At 39.3% G+C, this 18,679-nt stretch carries 12 protein-coding genes and 3 rRNA genes; 13 read left to right on the top strand and 2 right to left on the bottom strand.

All coding sequences use genetic code 11. The annotated features are described in order from the left end of the window. The first annotated feature begins 87 nt into the window (after window positions 1-87). From ACDZ29_RS28005 to ACDZ29_RS27965, 9 genes are all read left to right on the top strand, one after another. Window positions 88-1,212 carry an ROK family protein gene (locus ACDZ29_RS28005; protein WP_375091360.1) on the top strand — a complete coding sequence of 375 codons (1,125 nt, stop codon included), beginning with the start codon at window positions 88-90 and terminating at the stop codon, window positions 1,210-1,212. Between the two features lie 522 nt (window positions 1,213-1,734). Beyond that, window positions 1,735-1,974, top strand: a complete 240-nt coding sequence (locus ACDZ29_RS28000) for a D-alanyl-D-alanine carboxypeptidase family protein (RefSeq protein WP_375091359.1) — start codon at window positions 1,735-1,737, stop codon at window positions 1,972-1,974. A gap of 347 nt (window positions 1,975-2,321) precedes the next feature. Continuing rightward, entirely contained in the window at window positions 2,322-3,596 is a 1,275-nt protein-coding gene (locus tag ACDZ29_RS27995) for an IS110 family transposase (protein ID WP_375091358.1), read from the top strand. Between the two features lie 496 nt (window positions 3,597-4,092). Beyond that, window positions 4,093-4,269, top strand: coding sequence for a DUF4083 family protein (locus ACDZ29_RS27990; protein WP_375091357.1), 177 nt, complete (start codon window positions 4,093-4,095; stop codon window positions 4,267-4,269). Window positions 4,270-4,378: 109 nt separating this feature from the next. Beyond that, window positions 4,379-4,720 (top strand): hypothetical protein, encoded by a 342-nt coding sequence (locus tag ACDZ29_RS27985; RefSeq protein ID WP_375091356.1) that lies wholly within the window; start codon window positions 4,379-4,381, stop codon window positions 4,718-4,720. A gap of 685 nt (window positions 4,721-5,405) precedes the next feature. Then, window positions 5,406-6,956: ribosomal RNA gene (locus ACDZ29_RS27980) — 16S ribosomal RNA — on the top strand. A gap of 174 nt (window positions 6,957-7,130) precedes the next feature. After that, window positions 7,131-10,063 (top strand): 23S ribosomal RNA (locus ACDZ29_RS27975). A 64-nt stretch (window positions 10,064-10,127) separates the two neighbouring features. Continuing rightward, window positions 10,128-10,243: ribosomal RNA gene (rrf, locus tag ACDZ29_RS27970) — 5S ribosomal RNA — on the top strand. The 16S, 23S and 5S rRNA genes sit together here, the layout of an rRNA operon. Before the next feature lie 162 nt (window positions 10,244-10,405). Continuing rightward, window positions 10,406-11,257, top strand: coding sequence for a tyrosine-type recombinase/integrase (locus ACDZ29_RS27965; protein ID WP_375091355.1), 852 nt, complete (start codon window positions 10,406-10,408; stop codon window positions 11,255-11,257). A gap of 301 nt (window positions 11,258-11,558) precedes the next feature. Here the strand turns inward: ACDZ29_RS27965 and ACDZ29_RS27960 are convergent, their stop codons facing one another. Continuing rightward, window positions 11,559-11,798, bottom strand: coding sequence for a hypothetical protein (locus ACDZ29_RS27960; RefSeq protein ID WP_375091354.1), 240 nt, complete (start codon window positions 11,796-11,798; stop codon window positions 11,559-11,561). A gap of 751 nt (window positions 11,799-12,549) precedes the next feature. On the opposite strand from ACDZ29_RS27960, the gene ACDZ29_RS27955 reads away from it, so the two are divergent. Continuing rightward, window positions 12,550-13,545, top strand: a complete 996-nt coding sequence (locus tag ACDZ29_RS27955; RefSeq protein WP_375091353.1) for an endonuclease/exonuclease/phosphatase family protein — start codon at window positions 12,550-12,552, stop codon at window positions 13,543-13,545. A 240-nt stretch (window positions 13,546-13,785) separates the two neighbouring features. After that, a protein-coding gene (locus tag ACDZ29_RS27950) for an IS3 family transposase (RefSeq protein WP_375091382.1) occupies window positions 13,786-15,146 on the top strand; the annotation gives its coding sequence in 2 pieces (ribosomal slippage) (window positions 13,786-14,242 and window positions 14,242-15,146; 1,362 coding nt in all). A 417-nt stretch (window positions 15,147-15,563) separates the two neighbouring features. Here the strand turns inward: ACDZ29_RS27950 and ACDZ29_RS27945 are convergent. After that, a complete protein-coding gene (locus tag ACDZ29_RS27945; RefSeq protein WP_375091352.1) occupies window positions 15,564-16,685 on the bottom strand; it encodes a type II asparaginase in 1,122 nt (373 codons plus the stop codon). Between the two features lie 761 nt (window positions 16,686-17,446). Between ACDZ29_RS27945 and ACDZ29_RS27940 the strand changes: the two genes are divergently transcribed. Continuing rightward, window positions 17,447-17,824 (top strand): hypothetical protein, encoded by a 378-nt coding sequence (locus tag ACDZ29_RS27940; RefSeq protein WP_375091351.1) that lies wholly within the window; start codon window positions 17,447-17,449, stop codon window positions 17,822-17,824. A gap of 339 nt (window positions 17,825-18,163) precedes the next feature. Continuing rightward, a complete protein-coding gene (locus ACDZ29_RS27935; protein WP_375091350.1) occupies window positions 18,164-18,547 on the top strand; it encodes a VOC family protein in 384 nt (127 codons plus the stop codon). Window positions 18,548-18,679: the final 132 nt, after the last annotated feature.

Raw genomic sequence — 18,679 nt, 5'->3', positions numbered from 1 at the left:
GTTATTGCTTCAGCTTCTGTGATATATTTTAATTGAAGTTAAATGAAATAATTTTATAAAATATTTTTATATAATGAGGTTCTTTTCATGGATAATAACATAACATTTAAAGATATAAAGAAAAGTAACTACTCGTCGATCTACCATCTTATTTATCAAAACGAGAGACTTTCAAAACAAGAAATTGCGAACGAACTTCATCTGAGTCTACCAACTGTAACCCAGAATTTAGTTCGTTTGGAAGAGAAAAAATTGGTTGAAAAGAGTGGACAATTTGAATCCTCTGTTGGTAGACGTGCAGTTGCCTATGCAATCTGTCCACAGGCTCGTATTAGTATTGGTGTCGAAATTCTAAAAAAGACAGTTAGCATTTTAGCAATCGATTTACTTGGTATTGCATTTGAGAAAACAAAACTAACAATCGAATATTCAAATGTAGATAGTTATTTCAAAGAGGTAAGCCATGCTGTAGATGCTTTCATTTCATCTCTTAATGTGGAAAAAGAGCAAGTTCTTGGTATTGGTTTTGCAGTACAAGCTTTAACATCAACTGATGGACAGAGTATTACATACGGAAAAATATTAAACTGTACAGGCTTGGATATTCAGGCTTTTTCACAGCATCTCGATTATCCTTGTATGTTTTTCCATGATGCAAAGTGTGCAGCAACCACAGAGCTTTGGATAAGTAATGATACTGGAGATGCTGTCTATCTTTCGATTGGTACCCACCTTGGGGGTGCACTTATTATAAATGATCAAATTTATATGGGGAAAGAAGGGCAAAGTGGTACGGTAGAACATATGACAATTGATCCCCATGGTTCTCCTTGTTATTGCGGAAAGAAAGGGTGTATGGAAACGTTTTGTTCTATTAGTGCACTTCTAGAAGAAGGTGAATCATTAGAATTTTTCTTCCAAGAGTTACGTTCTGGAATCCCTTCGTATGTGGAGAGGTGGAATTATTTTTTAGATAATTTGGCATTTTCAATCAATAATATTAATCTTGTTATTAATAGAGAATTTATTCTAGGTGGGCATATCTCTTCTTACTTAAAGGAAGAAGACATTGAAATTGTTCATAAAAAAGTTTATGAAAAAACTGCATTCCCAAATAATGAGCCATTTATTCATATTAGCCGTTCACCTAAAAATGGAGTTCCTATAGGTGCTGCCATACCATCTATTCAATCTTTTTTGAATGCAATTTAATGATGCAGATGATTTATAAGTTGAAATCATAGTTCTCCTTACTTCTATAATTTTCAATTGATCGACTTGATGTCGTAATCAGTTTACTCTATAGCTTGGTAGAGTAATTATTTCTCAGTAGAACATTCAATCTTACTTCTCAAAATAGACGACATTAATATTGTTGTGGTGGTTCGGGTGTAAATACTTGGGGAAGATGTAAAGCAGCAAAAGTTTTCTAGTGGAATATTCTCAATTGATAAAACCATTATAAAATCAAGTAATCTTAACTGAGACACTTGAACAAACTACTCACGAAGCTGGAAAGCTTCTAGTGAAAACTGTATAAGCAAGAAAAAACTACCCTATCACACACCAGGGTAGTTTTTTCTGTTTTTAAGCGTATACGGTATGCAATTCTAGTTAACATAATCAGCGTTCGGTTTAATACTGAAGTCATTTTTATATATTAAGCCAGTATTTGAACAATATCTGATAAAGAAACCATGGATAACAAAGTGTACACTATGAATTTTTTTAGTGATGCAAGGATTATGTTTCAAGAAGGGAACGGAAAGAAGCAAATGGAGCAGGACAGAAAATGATGTATTTATCAAAAGAAAAACATTTATTATCCGATACCCTAAAGGAAAAGAATCAGTTACTGGTTATAAATATGAACCATGGCATCTTCGATATGTAGGCAAATCAATAGCTCAAATTATTATGAGCCACGGAATTACACTTGAAGAATATTATTATACTAGAGCCGTTCAAAACTAAAGAAAAGCTCCTAAAGATATATTGGTTCTAGTGCAAAAACTTTAATACACTATACGCAGTGGATAGCCTCATCAAAAACTTGATGAGGCTATTTATATTTAGGTATACTACCTAGAACTGTGATTATGTAAAAGAGATAGACAAATAATGTGCTTTTCTTATAGAAAAAACAGGTGCTTTACTTCAAAAAGGAAGGTTGCGAGGCTGCCTTTTTCTTATGGAACTAACGGGGCAGGTTAGCATTCCTGTAGATCGTTAAATATCAGGTTTGAAAAAAATAGAGCCCCTCAGTAAGATACGAGTATAGAGTCCAATCTAACTCAGAGTCTTAAGGAGGAAGCCCTACTATGAATTTTAAAATGCAAGACAAACAAAATCAACTAATAGAAAGAATTTCCGATACACACCTTATTGTTGGTGTGGATATCGCTCAACAACTACACGTTGCAAGAGCAGTTAACTTCCGTGGAATTGTAGTTGGAGACCCTCTTACATTTGAAAATAATGAAGAGGGGTTCCTTAAACTATTAAAATGGATTCATGATTTAAAAAGATTAAAAAACTTAGATGCAGCAATAGTAGGTATGGAGCCTACAGGCCATTACTGGATTAACCTTTCAAAATGGTTATATAACCAAAACATTGAGGTTGTAACAGTCAATCCCCACTTAGTAAAAAGGAATAAAGAGAATCGTGATAATACCCAATCTAAGAGTGATAAAAAAGATGCGCTCGTTATCGCGGATATGGTCAAAAACGGCTACTATTCCTTTATTCGCCCATCATCAGAATCATTTGAGAAGCTTAGAGTTCTAATGTCTAATCGTGATGTGATTGTTAAACGTCTCGTGATGTCTATTTATCAAGTAAATCGATGGGTGGATGTGGTCTTTCCTGAACTCAGACAAGTGTTTAAAGATGTAACGTGCAAAGGGGCGATCGCAACCCTTCGTTTATTTCCTACACCGGATGAAATATCTTCACTAGAAACACTAGATGTCATGAGGGGTTGGAAGTCTTTAATGAAACGACAACCAGGACCCAAGAAGGCTCAATTACTAATCAATCTAGCAAAATCCTCTATTGGGACCGGACAAGCTCTTGATGCTTACAAATTCCATTTAGAACAATTATTAGAGGAATATGACCTCGCTGTCAAACAACTCGAAAGAGTTGAACAACAAGTTAAAGAAGTTCTCTACAAAATACCATTTGCAAAAAAACTACTTATGATTAAAGGAATAAGTGAAATTTCATTAGCCGGGATACTGGGTGAATCAGGAGATCTAAGTGGTTTCTCTCACGGAAACTCTCTATTGCGGCATGCGGGATTACATCTAGCTGAAGCAAGTTCAGGCAAATGGAAAGGTCAGATTGTCATTTCAAAGCGTGGAAGGTCAAGACTACGACGATTTCTCTACTTAGCAACTATGAGCCTTGTGATGAATAACCCTGAGTTTAAGGCCGTCCATTCCCATAATGTGAAGGTAAAGAAGATAAAGAAAATGAAATCAATCATGAAACTCATAGGTAAACTAGCAAGGATTTTTGTAGGGATAGCACGACGAAACGAGTCTTATTGTCCAAATAAAGTCCAAGTATTAATCCCATTAGCAGCATAGAAATAAAACATTAGTTATATAGAATGTATCATTCAAAATAGTTAACTTTAATTTTGAATATTGTCTTATTCGTAGGATTTCAAATATGTACGAGTACCAGGTTTCTTAAACAAAAGGGCACTGTGACCCATCAGGTTAGCATAACTGGCCTCCACCCCTTGGATAGGCATGACGAAGGAATGAGAGGGCAATTGACCCGTTGAGACATGGGAGGGAAAGCCTCCAGGGGCGGCGTGGAGATGTACATTATATGGTAAAATGTGGAGTGGTAGCTGACTCCTTTATTTAACTATGATGCCTTCACGAAGCCTAACTTATCTGAACTCATTTCATTTACCCGTAAGTCTAATTACAAGGGGTATGAAATCCTGCGAATAAGTGAGCATTCGAGAGATATTCGCATCAAACTGAGGGAGTTCAAGAAGCGTAGTGTAAAGAACTGTGAAGTGAAAAATATGGTACAATAATACCAATACTTGTAAAGGTAGGAATTAATATGAATATTGGTGATGTAATATTTCAACTGGTTTTCCTTATTTTAATATTTGGGATATTTTCTGGTGTATTTTTTCTTGTTCGTTCTCTCGTAACTAAACAGCCAAGCAAGTCAGAAAGTATCGAACAAAAGCTTGATAGAATTATTGATTTACTTGAAAAGGATAAGAAAAAGTAATCTTTTTCCCTTTTGACATGACTATGTTAAAGGTAAAGGTTGATTTACACATTAGTTATTTAGTAAAAAAAGTGACAAGAATTATATAATAGTAATGGGGTATATGATAATGATAAGTGCATCAACTTGGTTTGACCCTTACGTCTTGGAGGTTCTTGAAATACCAATTGTTATTATATTGGGAACTTTATCAGCGTGGTTAACTAAGAAAGCAGTGGTAGGACCCTTCGTTCATGGTATATTATCCGTGCTTTTCTATTTGTGGATTTGGGTATATTTTTATTCATCTAATTCATCTGAATTTTTTGCTATACATATGAATGACTTTGAATCTTATATTATAGAAATGATTTTTCTGGGTGTTACATGGTTACTATCATGGAGTGTGTTAAAAACCAAGAAAAATAATTCAACTAACGGGTGCTTTAGTAAAAAGATGACAGTTAAATAAATGAATTTGGAGGGTGAGAAATCCTTAGATATATTCTTTATATCTACCGCTAAAGAAATATCGGCTAATATGTTTGCTACGATCATTTGAATTGTTCCTTTTGTCAATAACTGCAATCAGGATACACAAATGATTACGGTATTTTCAAAATCTAACCAAGAATTTTAACATAGCCTGTGACATTAATCCTTACTGCATTATTTATGTTTACAATATTTCTTAATGAACTAACGGGTGCGTTAGTTGATTAAGGAACATTAAAATGATCAATTTTTTTTATAAAAGAATAATCCATTAAATAGTATAAGGGCATGTTTTGATAAAATCTTAAGTTTAGTGCATCCCAGTTGATTAATTTAATGATGAAACACGGACGGTGGTTTTTTTGTATTCATTAACAAGATGGTTTCAAGAGGAAAGTGTTATTAGAGATTCTTATTTTACGGATTAAATGTTGACACTAAAGAAAAATAGCAGTATGATAATGAAGTCGCTTAATTAATGAGCGATTTTAACAAAAGAAATACTTCGTAGAAGTTGACAACTATTCAACGTTATGTTAAGATGAATTAGTTGAAAAAAACCTACAAAAAATTGCTCTTTGAAAACTGAACAAAACAAAGCGCCAACGTTAAATTTTAAGTGAGCACACACTATCAAAAAGCAAATGAGCAAGTCAAACATTTCTTCGGAGAGTTTGATCCTGGCTCAGGACGAACGCTGGCGGCGTGCCTAATACATGCAAGTCGAGCGAATCGATGGGAGCTTGCTCCCTGAGATTAGCGGCGGACGGGTGAGTAACACGTGGGCAACCTGCCTATAAGACTGGGATAACTTCGGGAAACCGGAGCTAATACCGGATACGTTCTTTTCTCGCATGAGAGAAGATGGAAAGACGGTTTCGGCTGTCACTTATAGATGGGCCCGCGGCGCATTAGCTAGTTGGTGAGGTAATGGCTCACCAAGGCGACGATGCGTAGCCGACCTGAGAGGGTGATCGGCCACACTGGGACTGAGACACGGCCCAGACTCCTACGGGAGGCAGCAGTAGGGAATCTTCCGCAATGGACGAAAGTCTGACGGAGCAACGCCGCGTGAACGAAGAAGGCCTTAGGGTCGTAAAGTTCTGTTGTTAGGGAAGAACAAGTACCAGAGTAACTGCTGGTACCTTGACGGTACCTAACCAGAAAGCCACGGCTAACTACGTGCCAGCAGCCGCGGTAATACGTAGGTGGCAAGCGTTGTCCGGAATTATTGGGCGTAAAGCGCGCGCAGGTGGTTCTTTAAGTCTGATGTGAAAGCCCACGGCTCAACCGTGGAGGGTCATTGGAAACTGGGGAACTTGAGTACAGAAGAGGAAAGTGGAATTCCAAGTGTAGCGGTGAAATGCGTAGAGATTTGGAGGAACACCAGTGGCGAAGGCGACTTTCTGGTCTGTAACTGACACTGAGGCGCGAAAGCGTGGGGAGCAAACAGGATTAGATACCCTGGTAGTCCACGCCGTAAACGATGAGTGCTAAGTGTTAGAGGGTTTCCGCCCTTTAGTGCTGCAGCTAACGCATTAAGCACTCCGCCTGGGGAGTACGGCCGCAAGGCTGAAACTCAAAGGAATTGACGGGGGCCCGCACAAGCGGTGGAGCATGTGGTTTAATTCGAAGCAACGCGAAGAACCTTACCAGGTCTTGACATCCTCTGACAACCCTAGAGATAGGGCTTTCCCCTTCGGGGGACAGAGTGACAGGTGGTGCATGGTTGTCGTCAGCTCGTGTCGTGAGATGTTGGGTTAAGTCCCGCAACGAGCGCAACCCTTGATCTTAGTTGCCAGCATTCAGTTGGGCACTCTAAGGTGACTGCCGGTGACAAACCGGAGGAAGGTGGGGATGACGTCAAATCATCATGCCCCTTATGACCTGGGCTACACACGTGCTACAATGGATGGTACAAAGGGCTGCAAACCTGCGAAGGTAAGCGAATCCCATAAAGCCATTCTCAGTTCGGATTGTAGGCTGCAACTCGCCTACATGAAGCCGGAATCGCTAGTAATCGCGGATCAGCATGCCGCGGTGAATACGTTCCCGGGCCTTGTACACACCGCCCGTCACACCACGAGAGTTTGTAACACCCGAAGTCGGTGAGGTAACCTTTATGGAGCCAGCCGCCTAAGGTGGGACAGATGATTGGGGTGAAGTCGTAACAAGGTAGCCGTATCGGAAGGTGCGGCTGGATCACCTCCTTTCTAAGGATAATTACGAGAGCGCTTTTGTTTTGTTCAGTTTTGAATGAGTAATTCATTCAGATAGGAAGAAAAGCATCACGATGTGATGGGTTTTTTCTGCTTTGTTCCTTGAAAACTAGATAATAGATAGAAGGCAATTAATTTTTTTCAAAGCATCTGTAAGATCTTTTTAACGGTTAAGTTAGAAAGGGCGCACGGTGGATGCCTTGGCACTAGGAGCCGATGAAGGACGGGACTAACACCGATATGCTTCGGGGAGCTGTAAGTAAGCTTTGATCCGGAGATTTCCGAATGGGGAAACCCACTGTTCGTAATGGAACAGTATCTTTACCTGAATACATAGGGTACTGAAGGCAGACCCGGGGAACTGAAACATCTAAGTACCCGGAGGAAGAGAAAGCAAATGCGATTTCCTGAGTAGCGGCGAGCGAAACGGAATTAGCCCAAACCAAGAGGCTTGCCTCTTGGGGTTGTAGGACACTCAACATGGAGTTACAAAGGAACGGGGTAAATGAAGTGATCTGGAAAGGTCCGTCAAAGAAGGTAAAAACCCTGTAGTTGAAACTTCGTTCCCTCCTGAGTGGATCCTGAGTACGGCGGGACACGAGAAATCCCGTCGGAAGCAGGGAGGACCATCTCCCAAGGCTAAATACTCCCTAGTGACCGATAGTGAACCAGTACCGTGAGGGAAAGGTGAAAAGCACCCCGGAAGGGGAGTGAAATAGATCCTGAAACCGTGTGCCTACAAGTAGTCAAAGCCCGTTAATGGGTAATGGCGTGCCTTTTGTAGAATGAACCGGCGAGTTACGATTTCATGCAAGGTTAAGTTGATAAGACGGAGCCGCAGCGAAAGCGAGTCTGAATAGGGCGAATGAGTATGAGGTCGTAGACCCGAAACCAGGTGATCTACCCATGTCCAGGGTGAAGTTCAGGTAACACTGAATGGAGGCCCGAACCCACGCACGTTGAAAAGTGCGGGGATGAGGTGTGGGTAGCGGAGAAATTCCAATCGAACCTGGAGATAGCTGGTTCTCTCCGAAATAGCTTTAGGGCTAGCCTCAAGATGAGAGTATTGGAGGTAGAGCACTGATTGGACTAGGGGCCCCCAACGGGTTACCGAATTCAGTCAAACTCCGAATGCCAAATACTTATTCTTGGGAGTCAGACTGCGAGTGATAAGATCCGTAGTCGAAAGGGAAACAGCCCAGACCACCAGCTAAGGTCCCAAAGTATACGTTAAGTGGAAAAGGATGTGGAGTTGCTTAGACAACCAGGATGTTGGCTCAGAAGCAGCCACCATTTAAAGAGTGCGTAATAGCTCACTGGTCGAGTGACTCCGCGCCGAAAATGTACCGGGGCTAAACGTATCACCGAAGCTGTGGATTGACACCATTAGGTGTCGATGGTAGGAGAGCGTTCTAAGGGCGTTGAAGTCAGACCGGAAGGACTGGTGGAGCGCTTAGAAGTGAGAATGCCGGTATGAGTAGCGAAAGAAGGGTGAGAATCCCTTCCACCGAATGCCTAAGGTTTCCTGAGGAAGGCTCGTCCGCTCAGGGTTAGTCGGGACCTAAGCCGAGGCCGAAAGGCGTAGGCGATGGACAACAGGTTGATATTCCTGTACCACCTATACATCGTTTGAACGATGGGGGGACGCAGAAGGATAGGGTAAGCGCGCTGTTGGATATGCGCGTCCAAGCAGTTAGGCCGGAAACGAGGCAAATCCCGTTTCCATTAAGGCGGAGCTGTGATGGCGAGGGAAATATAGTACCGAAGTTCCTGATTCCACGCTGCCAAGAAAAGCCTCTAGTGAGATGTAAGGTGCCCGTACCGCAAACCGACACAGGTAGGCGAGGAGAGAATCCTAAGGTGTGCGAGAGAACTCTCGTTAAGGAACTCGGCAAAATGACCCCGTAACTTCGGGAGAAGGGGTGCTTTTTAGGGTGAATAGCCCGGAAAAGCCGCAGTGAATAGGCCCAGGCGACTGTTTAGCAAAAACACAGGTCTCTGCGAAGCCGCAAGGCGAAGTATAGGGGCTGACACCTGCCCGGTGCTGGAAGGTTAAGGGGAGAGGTTAGCGCAAGCGAAGCTTTGAACCGAAGCCCCAGTAAACGGCGGCCGTAACTATAACGGTCCTAAGGTAGCGAAATTCCTTGTCGGGTAAGTTCCGACCCGCACGAAAGGTGTAACGATCTGGGCACTGTCTCAACGAGAGACTCGGTGAAATTATAGTACCTGTGAAGATGCAGGTTACCCGCGACAGGACGGAAAGACCCCGTGGAGCTTTACTGCAGCCTGATATTGAATTTTGGTACAGCTTGTACAGGATAGGTAGGAGCCTGAGAAGCCGGAGCGCTAGCTTCGGTGGAGGCGTTGGTGGGATACTACCCTGGCTGTATTGAAATTCTAACCCGCGCCCCTTATCGGGGTGGGAGACAGTGTCAGGTGGGCAGTTTGACTGGGGCGGTCGCCTCCTAAAGAGTAACGGAGGCGCCCAAAGGTTCCCTCAGAATGGTTGGAAATCATTCGTAGAGTGTAAAGGCACAAGGGAGCTTGACTGCGAGACCTACAAGTCGAGCAGGGACGAAAGTCGGGCTTAGTGATCCGGTGGTTCCGCATGGAAGGGCCATCGCTCAACGGATAAAAGCTACCCCGGGGATAACAGGCTTATCTCCCCCAAGAGTCCACATCGACGGGGAGGTTTGGCACCTCGATGTCGGCTCATCGCATCCTGGGGCTGTAGTCGGTCCCAAGGGTTGGGCTGTTCGCCCATTAAAGCGGTACGCGAGCTGGGTTCAGAACGTCGTGAGACAGTTCGGTCCCTATCCGTCGCGGGCGCAGGAAATTTGAGAGGAGCTGTCCTTAGTACGAGAGGACCGGGATGGACGCACCGCTGGTGTACCAGTTGTCTTGCCAAAGGCATAGCTGGGTAGCTACGTGCGGACGGGATAAGTGCTGAAAGCATCTAAGCATGAAGCCCCCCTCAAGATGAGATTTCCCATGGCGCAAGCTAGTAAGATCCCTGAAAGATGATCAGGTTGATAGGTCAGAGGTGGAAGCGTGGCGACATGTGGAGCTGACTGATACTAATAGATCGAGGACTTAACCAACGCTTTTTAAAAAATGAAATACCTTCTTATTATCTAGTTTTGAAGGAACAACGTTCCTTTATTGTTTGGTGGCGATAGCGAAGAGGTCACACCCGTTTCCATTCCGAACACGGCAGTTAAGCTCTTCAGCGCCGATGGTAGTTGGGGGTCTCCCCCTGTGAGAGTAGGACGCCGCCAAGCAATGTTTATCACATCAATTAGGATTCATAAACCCGTATAAACAGGTTCAAATCCTATCTACGCATTCTAAACCTTAGGATTATCCTAAGGTTTTTTTGTATAAATTCCACAATTCGTTGGAAAGGCTTATTAATAGCATGATTTTGGTAGGGGGCTTCTCGAATGACCAGTAAAGAAGAAATCCTGGACAATAAACAAATTCTTCATTCTTTTGCGAAATGGTTAATGGGTCAAAATAAATCCGATGGTACGATTAAAACCTATGTGGGAGTCATCTCCCAGCTTCTTCAATGGTTTAAAGATGAGGCGGAAGAGATTGAAAAATCCCACGTCCAAACCTATTTAGACGATATGGAACAGTCAAACAAGAGTGGAGGAACGATTGAAAAACATTATTCAGCCATTACCATGTTTTCCAGGTTCCTTGATAAACCCGAAATCGTCCTCAACATCGATCGTAAAGCAAAGGAAAAGAAAGAAGATCCGCCAAAAGCCCTGAACATGCTTGAGCAAGCTGCTCTCCTAAAAGAAATCGAGGCCTCTGGGCATTTCAGGAATATTGCTATTGTCTACACAATGATTCATACGGGTATCCGGGTGTCCGAACTTTGTGATTTGAACCATAGTGACATTCAAAAAGAGGGAGAAAGGCAATATATCCTCATCCGGGATTCAAAAGGTGATATAGACAGGAAGATTCCACTCTCCATGACTGCTAGTGAAAAGATCAAGGCATACAAGAAATTTTTAAATATGGAAACGGAAGCCATCTTCATATCCAGTGTGAATCAACGCATAACGCCAAGGTCCGTGCAATATATGTTGACTAAATATAATGCGACTCCCCATAAGCTGCGGAATACGTTTTGCCAAACATTAATCGATAAGGGGATAGACCTTCAAACCGTTTCAAAATTGATGGGGCATAAAGATTTGAACATGACCAAACGTTATATAAGAGAAGGAAAAGAAGAATTGGAATCAGCCATTGAAAATACTTTTGATAATTTGTAGGATTGGGAATACTTAACGATATACAAGAAGTTTTCCTTCATTATATAAGTTCCAATAGCAAGGGGAATTTCTTGCTGATGATTTAAAAATAGCATTTCTTTTATAGTGTAGGCCTTTTAAAGGACAGATTAAAAAGACTAGGAATTTTTAAGGCGATGATCTCTTTTGGTGAATGCCACCCAAAACAACCCTTTGGTAGCCAAGAGGGTTAATTAAAAGGAATTTATTCTATATAATGTTCCAGGTAGTGGCCTCACCTAGGGTAGACTAGAAAACATCATTGGACTTCTTATTCTACAATTTAGGGTTGCAGGGTAGTTTCTCTTAGTAGTTTCTCGGCTTCAATTATACAAGCACCCTTGTCATGTAGGTATTCAAGTGAGATACCCCTCTTTAATGCTGTTTGTTCCATTAATCTAATTTCATGATGCATAGCACCAGACAAGATTCCATTTTCAATGTTCTTATTTATTTCATAATAAAATCCTGCCAATAATTCTAACGGTAATTCATCGTAAAGGGAACTTTTTTTGTTCTCCATAAAGCACCTCCTCATTCTACAATAAAACAAGCATACATATTTTGTAATAACATAAGGGATCTTAAGGGGAGCTTTCAAGCTAGGGAAACCCTGAATTTGACCGAATACAGAGTTTTTTTGTATTTGAATAACATGATTGATGAATCACTGTTTCCTATTCGGAAGAAGCTAGCTGTTGCATAAAATAGGGGATTTCTTCTATGTACTGTTCCGGGTATCGGCCCCACCTACGCCAGATACTATGACGGCCACGCATGCCATCCAACCTATTATCATCATAAAAGAAAGCGCTTACATTGTCAAGGATTTCATTTGGAAATACGAGCAAAAACCTCTTGGTATGATAAAAGGATTTCAGGCTGATAGGATGAAGGGACTAAAATTAACAAAATCAGCAGATCTATTATTTTAATAATATCCCAAAAAGAAAATGTTGTATTTCACAAAAATGGTTGAGCGCCGTTTAAAGCTAAAAAATTTCCGAAATGGGCGGTATAGCATTGTTACACCCGTTCGTAAAAGTACACTTTTACGAACTTTTTTTGATTGTTACTTCTTTTAAATATACCTGTTAAACAATGCTGTTGATTTTTATTTTTCAACTAAAATAATCATTCAAAGGTCAAATCTTTTTTTGCTGTATCAAAAAGAAGTTCTGATTATAAATAGCAGTAGTAGTATAACTGCCGTTTCAATTCTCCATCAATTTCATCTACTACTAGTAGATGAAATTGATGGGAGTGAAGTGTAAATGAATTCAAGAAGCAAACTTGATGTTTCGTTCCTAACATGGAATCTTTATTTAGGTGCGGATCTGACCCCGATTTTAACCGCAACGCCAGCACAAATTCCCCAGCGGGTAACAGAAGTGTTTCGACAATTTCTTGCGACCAATTTTCCTGTTCGTGCGAAGGCAATTGCTAGAGCTATCGCTTTGGAAAAACCTGATCTTATCGGTTTGCAAGAAGCTGAGCTATGGCAACTTATTATCCCTACTTTCGGAATTGTTACCTACGACTTTATAGAATTATTATTGAAAGAGTTAGAGGAAATGGGGTTGAACTACGAAGTTGCAGCTCAGAACCGAAATCTATCGGTGGAACTTCCTGATAGCAATGGAAATTTGGTTCGATTTTTGGATAGGGATGTAATATTGATTCGAAAAGAAAAAAATTTGAAGGTAATTAGACGCCAAGAAGCTAATTTCCAAACAAATCTAATTGTACCCGTAGGAGGACAACCTGTAACAGTACTTCGAGGATGGTCCTCTGTAGATGTTAAGATAGATGGACAAGTTTTCAGGATGATCAACACACATTTGGATCCAACTGTTGAAGCAATACGGAATGCTCAAGCAAATGAAATTCTTCAGGGACCTGCAAATACACGGTTACCCGTGGTTATTACGGGAGATTTAAACTCCATCCCTAATAGCACCACTTATAATTTGTTTATTAATGCAGGCTTTCATGATGTATGGAGTAAAGTTGGTAAAGGACCAGGGTTTACCTGTTGTCAATCTCCTGATTTATTAAATGCAGTTTCTATATTGAACCAAAGAATAGATTATATTTTATTTAATAACGGCTGGGAACCAATAGAAGCAGAATTAGTAGGAGAATCGCAGAAAGACCGAACAGAAACAGGGCTTTGGCCATCCGATCACGCAGGAGTATCAGCAAGGTTAAATTTAGAGGATCATCATGACCATCACCATGATGAAAGCAGTGATGAAATCAGCAGTTAACAATTGAATAAGAATGAAAAGACCGTTACTTTTAAAGAGACGGTCTTTTTTAGGGGGCAAAGTGTGACGTGATTTCTGAAAATATGCTAATGGTGTGGGACAGAGACCCATTGTTGGCTTGCCTTTATTAAATAAAAGGTACCTTAGTTTTTATAAGAAGAAGTAAAAAAGTCGATTCCTTAACGTTGAACTGCACCCCAATTGTTAGACACAACTAACAATTGGAGGTGCAGTTTTTTTATGGCGAGATTTTCTTCAGAAGAAAAAATACAGGCAGTAAGACAATATATAGATGGTAATGAGGGAGGACAAACCATTGCTAAATCTATTGGTGTTCATCCGAGTTTACTCCATCAGTGGATTAAACAATTTGAACTTTTTGGTGATGATGCTTTTGAAAAACGCTATACACCCTACCCTGCACAGTTTAAACTAGATGTACTTAATTATATGAACGAACAAGGGACGTCTATCAGGAAAACAGCAGCGATTTTTAATATTCCTTCTTATGAAACGCTTCGAAAATGGAAAGTTGCTTATGAAACAGATGGATTTGATGCCCTACAATCAAAGAAAAAGGGGCGTCCATCCATGAAAAATAAAAATAATAAGACATCAAATTCTCAATTACCCGATGAAGGATCAATAGAGGCTTTACAGGCGGAGAATGAACGTTTACGTATGGAGAATGCCTATTTAAAAAAGTTGAATGCCTTAGTTCAAAACAAGGAAAAATCACCAAACAAGACAAAGCACAAGTAGTCTATGAATTAAGGAATGCATTCTCGGTGAAAGCACTTATACAGCTCGCAGACATTCCGCGTAGCACGTATTACTATTGGGTGAAAAACTTCGGTCGTCCTGATGCAGATGCAGAACTGAAAGTATTGATTAAATCTGTTTTCGATGAACATGAAGGTCGGTTTGGTTACCGGCGTATTCGTGATGAACTTAGAAATCGAGGACACAAAGTAAACCACAAAAAGGTGCAACGTATCATGAAAGAACTAGGGCTAAAATGTCTTGTCCGCATGAAAAAATATCGCTCTTACAAAGGAACTGTGGGCAAGATTGCACTAAATATTTTAGATCGCAATTTCAAAGCTGAACAACCAAATGAGAAATGGGTTACGGATATTACAGAGTTTAAATTATTTGGAGAAAAGCTATATTTATCGCCGATATTGGACTTATTTAATGGAGAAATCATTACGTATACAATCGGTTCAAGACCAACCTACTCACTCATTTCAACGATGTTAGATCAAGCTTTTGAACGTTTAACAGACGACGATACTCTCCTTATTCATTCAGATCAAGGCTGGCATTATCAAATGAAACAATTCCGTGATGCCCTTAGGGAACGTGGCATTACGCAAAGTATGTCTCGCAAAGGGAATTGTTACGATAACGCTGTTATGGAAAATTTCTTTGGTATCATGAAATCGGAACTTCTTTATCTAAAAGAATTTGAAAGTGTGGAACACTTTAAACAAGAACTAGCAAAATATATAGAATACTATAATCACAAACGAATCAAGGCAAAATTAAAAGGCATGAGCCCGGTACAATACCGAACTCATGCCCAACAGGCTGCCTAACGATATAACCTGTCTAACTTTAGGGGGTCAGTTCACGTAGAGGAGATCGACTTTTTAGGTTGGAATTCTCTTAGCGTATAAAATTTCCGAAATGGCGATATAGCCTTGTTGCTACCGTTCATAAAAGTACACCTTTATAAACATTCTATAATTACCATTGAAATGGGGGACTTTTTACTATTATCTATTTAATATGTACCCCTATTATCGTTTACATTTTGGATGGAGGCTATTTTTCCCCCTAGAGAGGTAGAGTGAGATACACTATAAAATTGCAATTTCTAATAACATAAATATAAATTAATAATTCAACCAAGGGTTGGATAAAAATAAATAGAAGCATACGTTGGATTTATACCATCGTATGCTTTAAATTTCATTCACTTTTAGTTAATCAAGGAATTCTAATTTTAATTATTAATATTCGTTAAAAAATTGCTGAATTTCCTTTGGATCATCTGTTTTTGTTAATGCAAGCATCGTCAAAATTCGTGCTTTTTGAGGATTAAGTGAGTCCGCTGTAACAAAATTATTTTCATCATCAATCTTTTCTCTCGTAACAATACCATTTCCTACACGGCTAGAGCGAGTAATAATCACGCCTTTTTTGACAGCGTCTTTAGCACCCTCAAAAGCAGTATCAGAAGTTAAACCGTTTCCTTCACCTGCTATTATGATCCCTTTAGCTCCTGCTTTCACAGAAGCATCGTAAAAATATCTACTATCATTTTGATAGCTATAAATAATGTCCACTTGAGGAAGTTTATCTAGTTTTGATACATCAAACACCGATTTGGTTGTATGTTTACGAGTGGGTTCATTGTAGAAAAATATTTTATTACCTGCGATTGCTCCTAAATAGCCTTGTTCCTCAGATTGGAATGTATCTGTCATGGTAGTATTGGTTTTTGTTATATAACGTGCAGAACCTATCCGGTCATTTAATGAGATTAAAACACCTTTGTTCTTAGCATCTTTACTAGCAGCGATTTTTACAGCATTATATAAGTTTAAAGGTCCATCTGCACTTATAGCTGTAGCCGGTCTCATTGATCCAACAATCACGACAGGTTTGTTGCTTTTTACGACCAGATTCAGAAAATAAGCAGTTTCTTCTAAGGTATCTGTTCCATGCGTTACGACAATTCCATCAACGTCTTTAGATTTTAATAACTCATTAATTCGTTTCGCCAACTTTAATAAGGTTTTATTATCCATATTGTTACTGCCAATATTGGCGATTTGTTCACCACTCACATTTGCTACTTGTTTTAATTCAGGAACAGCTTTAATTAGTGTTTCAACACCAAGTGCACCTGCTTGATAACCAGTTGTGTCAGTATTGGATGTAGCAGAACCTGCAATCGTTCCTCCAGTAGCTATAATTTTCACATTGCTTAACTTGGGATTTGTTGAAGTTGCTTCTACTTTCTCTTCTTTTGGATTACTATTTGCTGAGCTATGGATAGCAGTGATAGATCCAGAAAATAATAGTGTAACCAATAGAAACGTGATTCCTAGATATTTTTTAATGTTCATGTCTAGTTAGCTCCTTCTTTATTAAATTATGCACTTTATTAAATTATGTACGACATATGAAAATACTAGCATATCTAGATATTACTTACAATAAACCCATAGATATATAGTATGTTAGCTTTCTTGTAGAATCGCTATGCAGTAGAACCATATTTTCAAATAGATATAATATATTGCGTGTTAACAAAATATGATTAATATATTCTACGATATGTTAGACTATTTGACATTTTGAAGAAATCTTGCTCTTACTTGTATTACATTGATTAAATTTGGAGAGCGGAGTGTGAAGCGAGTTTAAGTGCAACCTTTTTCTTATGGCACTAAAGGGGCAGGTTAGTTCATTAATTAAAGGAAATATGGATTTCAATAACTCATTTATGAATTGGTAATGATAAAATAAAGAAATAAATCCCTTGATTACCATTATGGAAAAAGCGAGGTTCAAATTAATTCAAATCAGAAAATCAGGACGGGGTTATGCCTTGTTTTTGATTTTGTTCATCTATAAATCTATATAAATTTCTTTTGCTGGTATAAGTGATTGTAGATTTGAAACAAAGTCGTACCGTTTGTAAAAAAGTTGCACCGTTTCATTCCTTTTCGATTAAAGAATTCTAAGTGATTTTTAATCAAACTTTTTTATAAAATGGAATGTTCATTCAAAAAGAAAAGAATCCATTTTAATCAAACTTTTATCAAAGCAACATATTATATGGAGCATAATTTTTTCAAGTCAAAACGGGAAAGGAAGAATGAGCATGAAAAAGTTTATAATGAGTGTCGTGGCATTGGTAGCTGCTTTGTTGGTCCCTTCTTCTACATTTGCAAGTGGCTGGGATTACTTGGGAGAACAAACTCTTTATTCTAATGGTGCTGAAAGTGATGTGTATGCCTCTACTGGTGGAGATTATAAGATTTGTCGCGATCCTTACGTGGGTCCAGCAGGAAAGTTAAAAGTTGAATTATGGGAGTACGATCCTGATAGTTATAATGATCATGTAGGAACAAGATATATAGAACGAGGAAAATGTGGGTATTTCTGGGGTATTGGTAAATTTGTTGATGGTGGAAATGAAGCGGAATTTTTTGCGAAATCAAGGACTGACAGTGATATGCATTTAATCTTTTTTGATTAAATCACTAACTGAATGAAAAAAGAATCAGGTTGTACACTTGATTCCACTGGCTATCTAGAGATAGCTTTTTGTGTGGATTTGAAAAAAGGTTGTACTGTCTATAAAAAAGTCGTTTCGTTTTGAAAAGAGTTTAACCGTATATTAAAAAGAAAAACCGAAATGAGCTAATTTCGGTTTTTCTTAATGAACTAAAGGGGCAGGTTAGTGGAAGAAGGAATTCTCATTACAAAAATAGAAAATATCTAAAGAGATAAAAAGTAAATTGTTTACTCGTTAGATTTTTACAACAATTTTTGGTAACATTTGGGTTATTATATTTTAAATAATGAGGGTGAAAAAATGAAGTTATCAATGAAATATGTAATTTTATATGTGAATGATTTTGAAAAAACAATGGATTTCTACAAAGGTATTCTTGGGCTACCAATTAAAATGCAACAAGATACATATGTTGAATTTGATACTGGTAACATAACCTTATCAATTAACACTCGTAAGGATGTACAAGAGTTAACAGGTTTAAATGTCCCTGAAGGTTCTGCCTCAACACAAACATTTGAGGTCGGATTTGTTGTAGAAGATGTTGTTGCAACAATCGAAACCCTACGTCAAAAAGGCGTTACAATCCTAAAGGAGCCTGTTACAAAGCCGTGGGGACAAACAGTTGCATATGTAGCAGACCCAGATGGACATTATATTGAAATTTGCACTTCTCTTGAATAAATTAGGTTAAATGAAAACTTAGCAAACTAAAGTTGAGCTAGTTGAAAATGCGGGAGCTGCCATTACTGCAGTTTTTCCTTAATGAACTAACTGGTGCGTTAGCTGAAGATCGGAGCTGTCTTTAAGGCAGCT

This window comes from Peribacillus sp. RS7 (assembly GCF_041956845.1).
GTDB lineage: Bacteria > Bacillota > Bacilli > Bacillales > DSM-1321 > Peribacillus.
The sequence above is the reverse complement of the archived record's forward strand: the minus strand, read 5'-3'. Positions and strand labels throughout refer to the sequence as shown.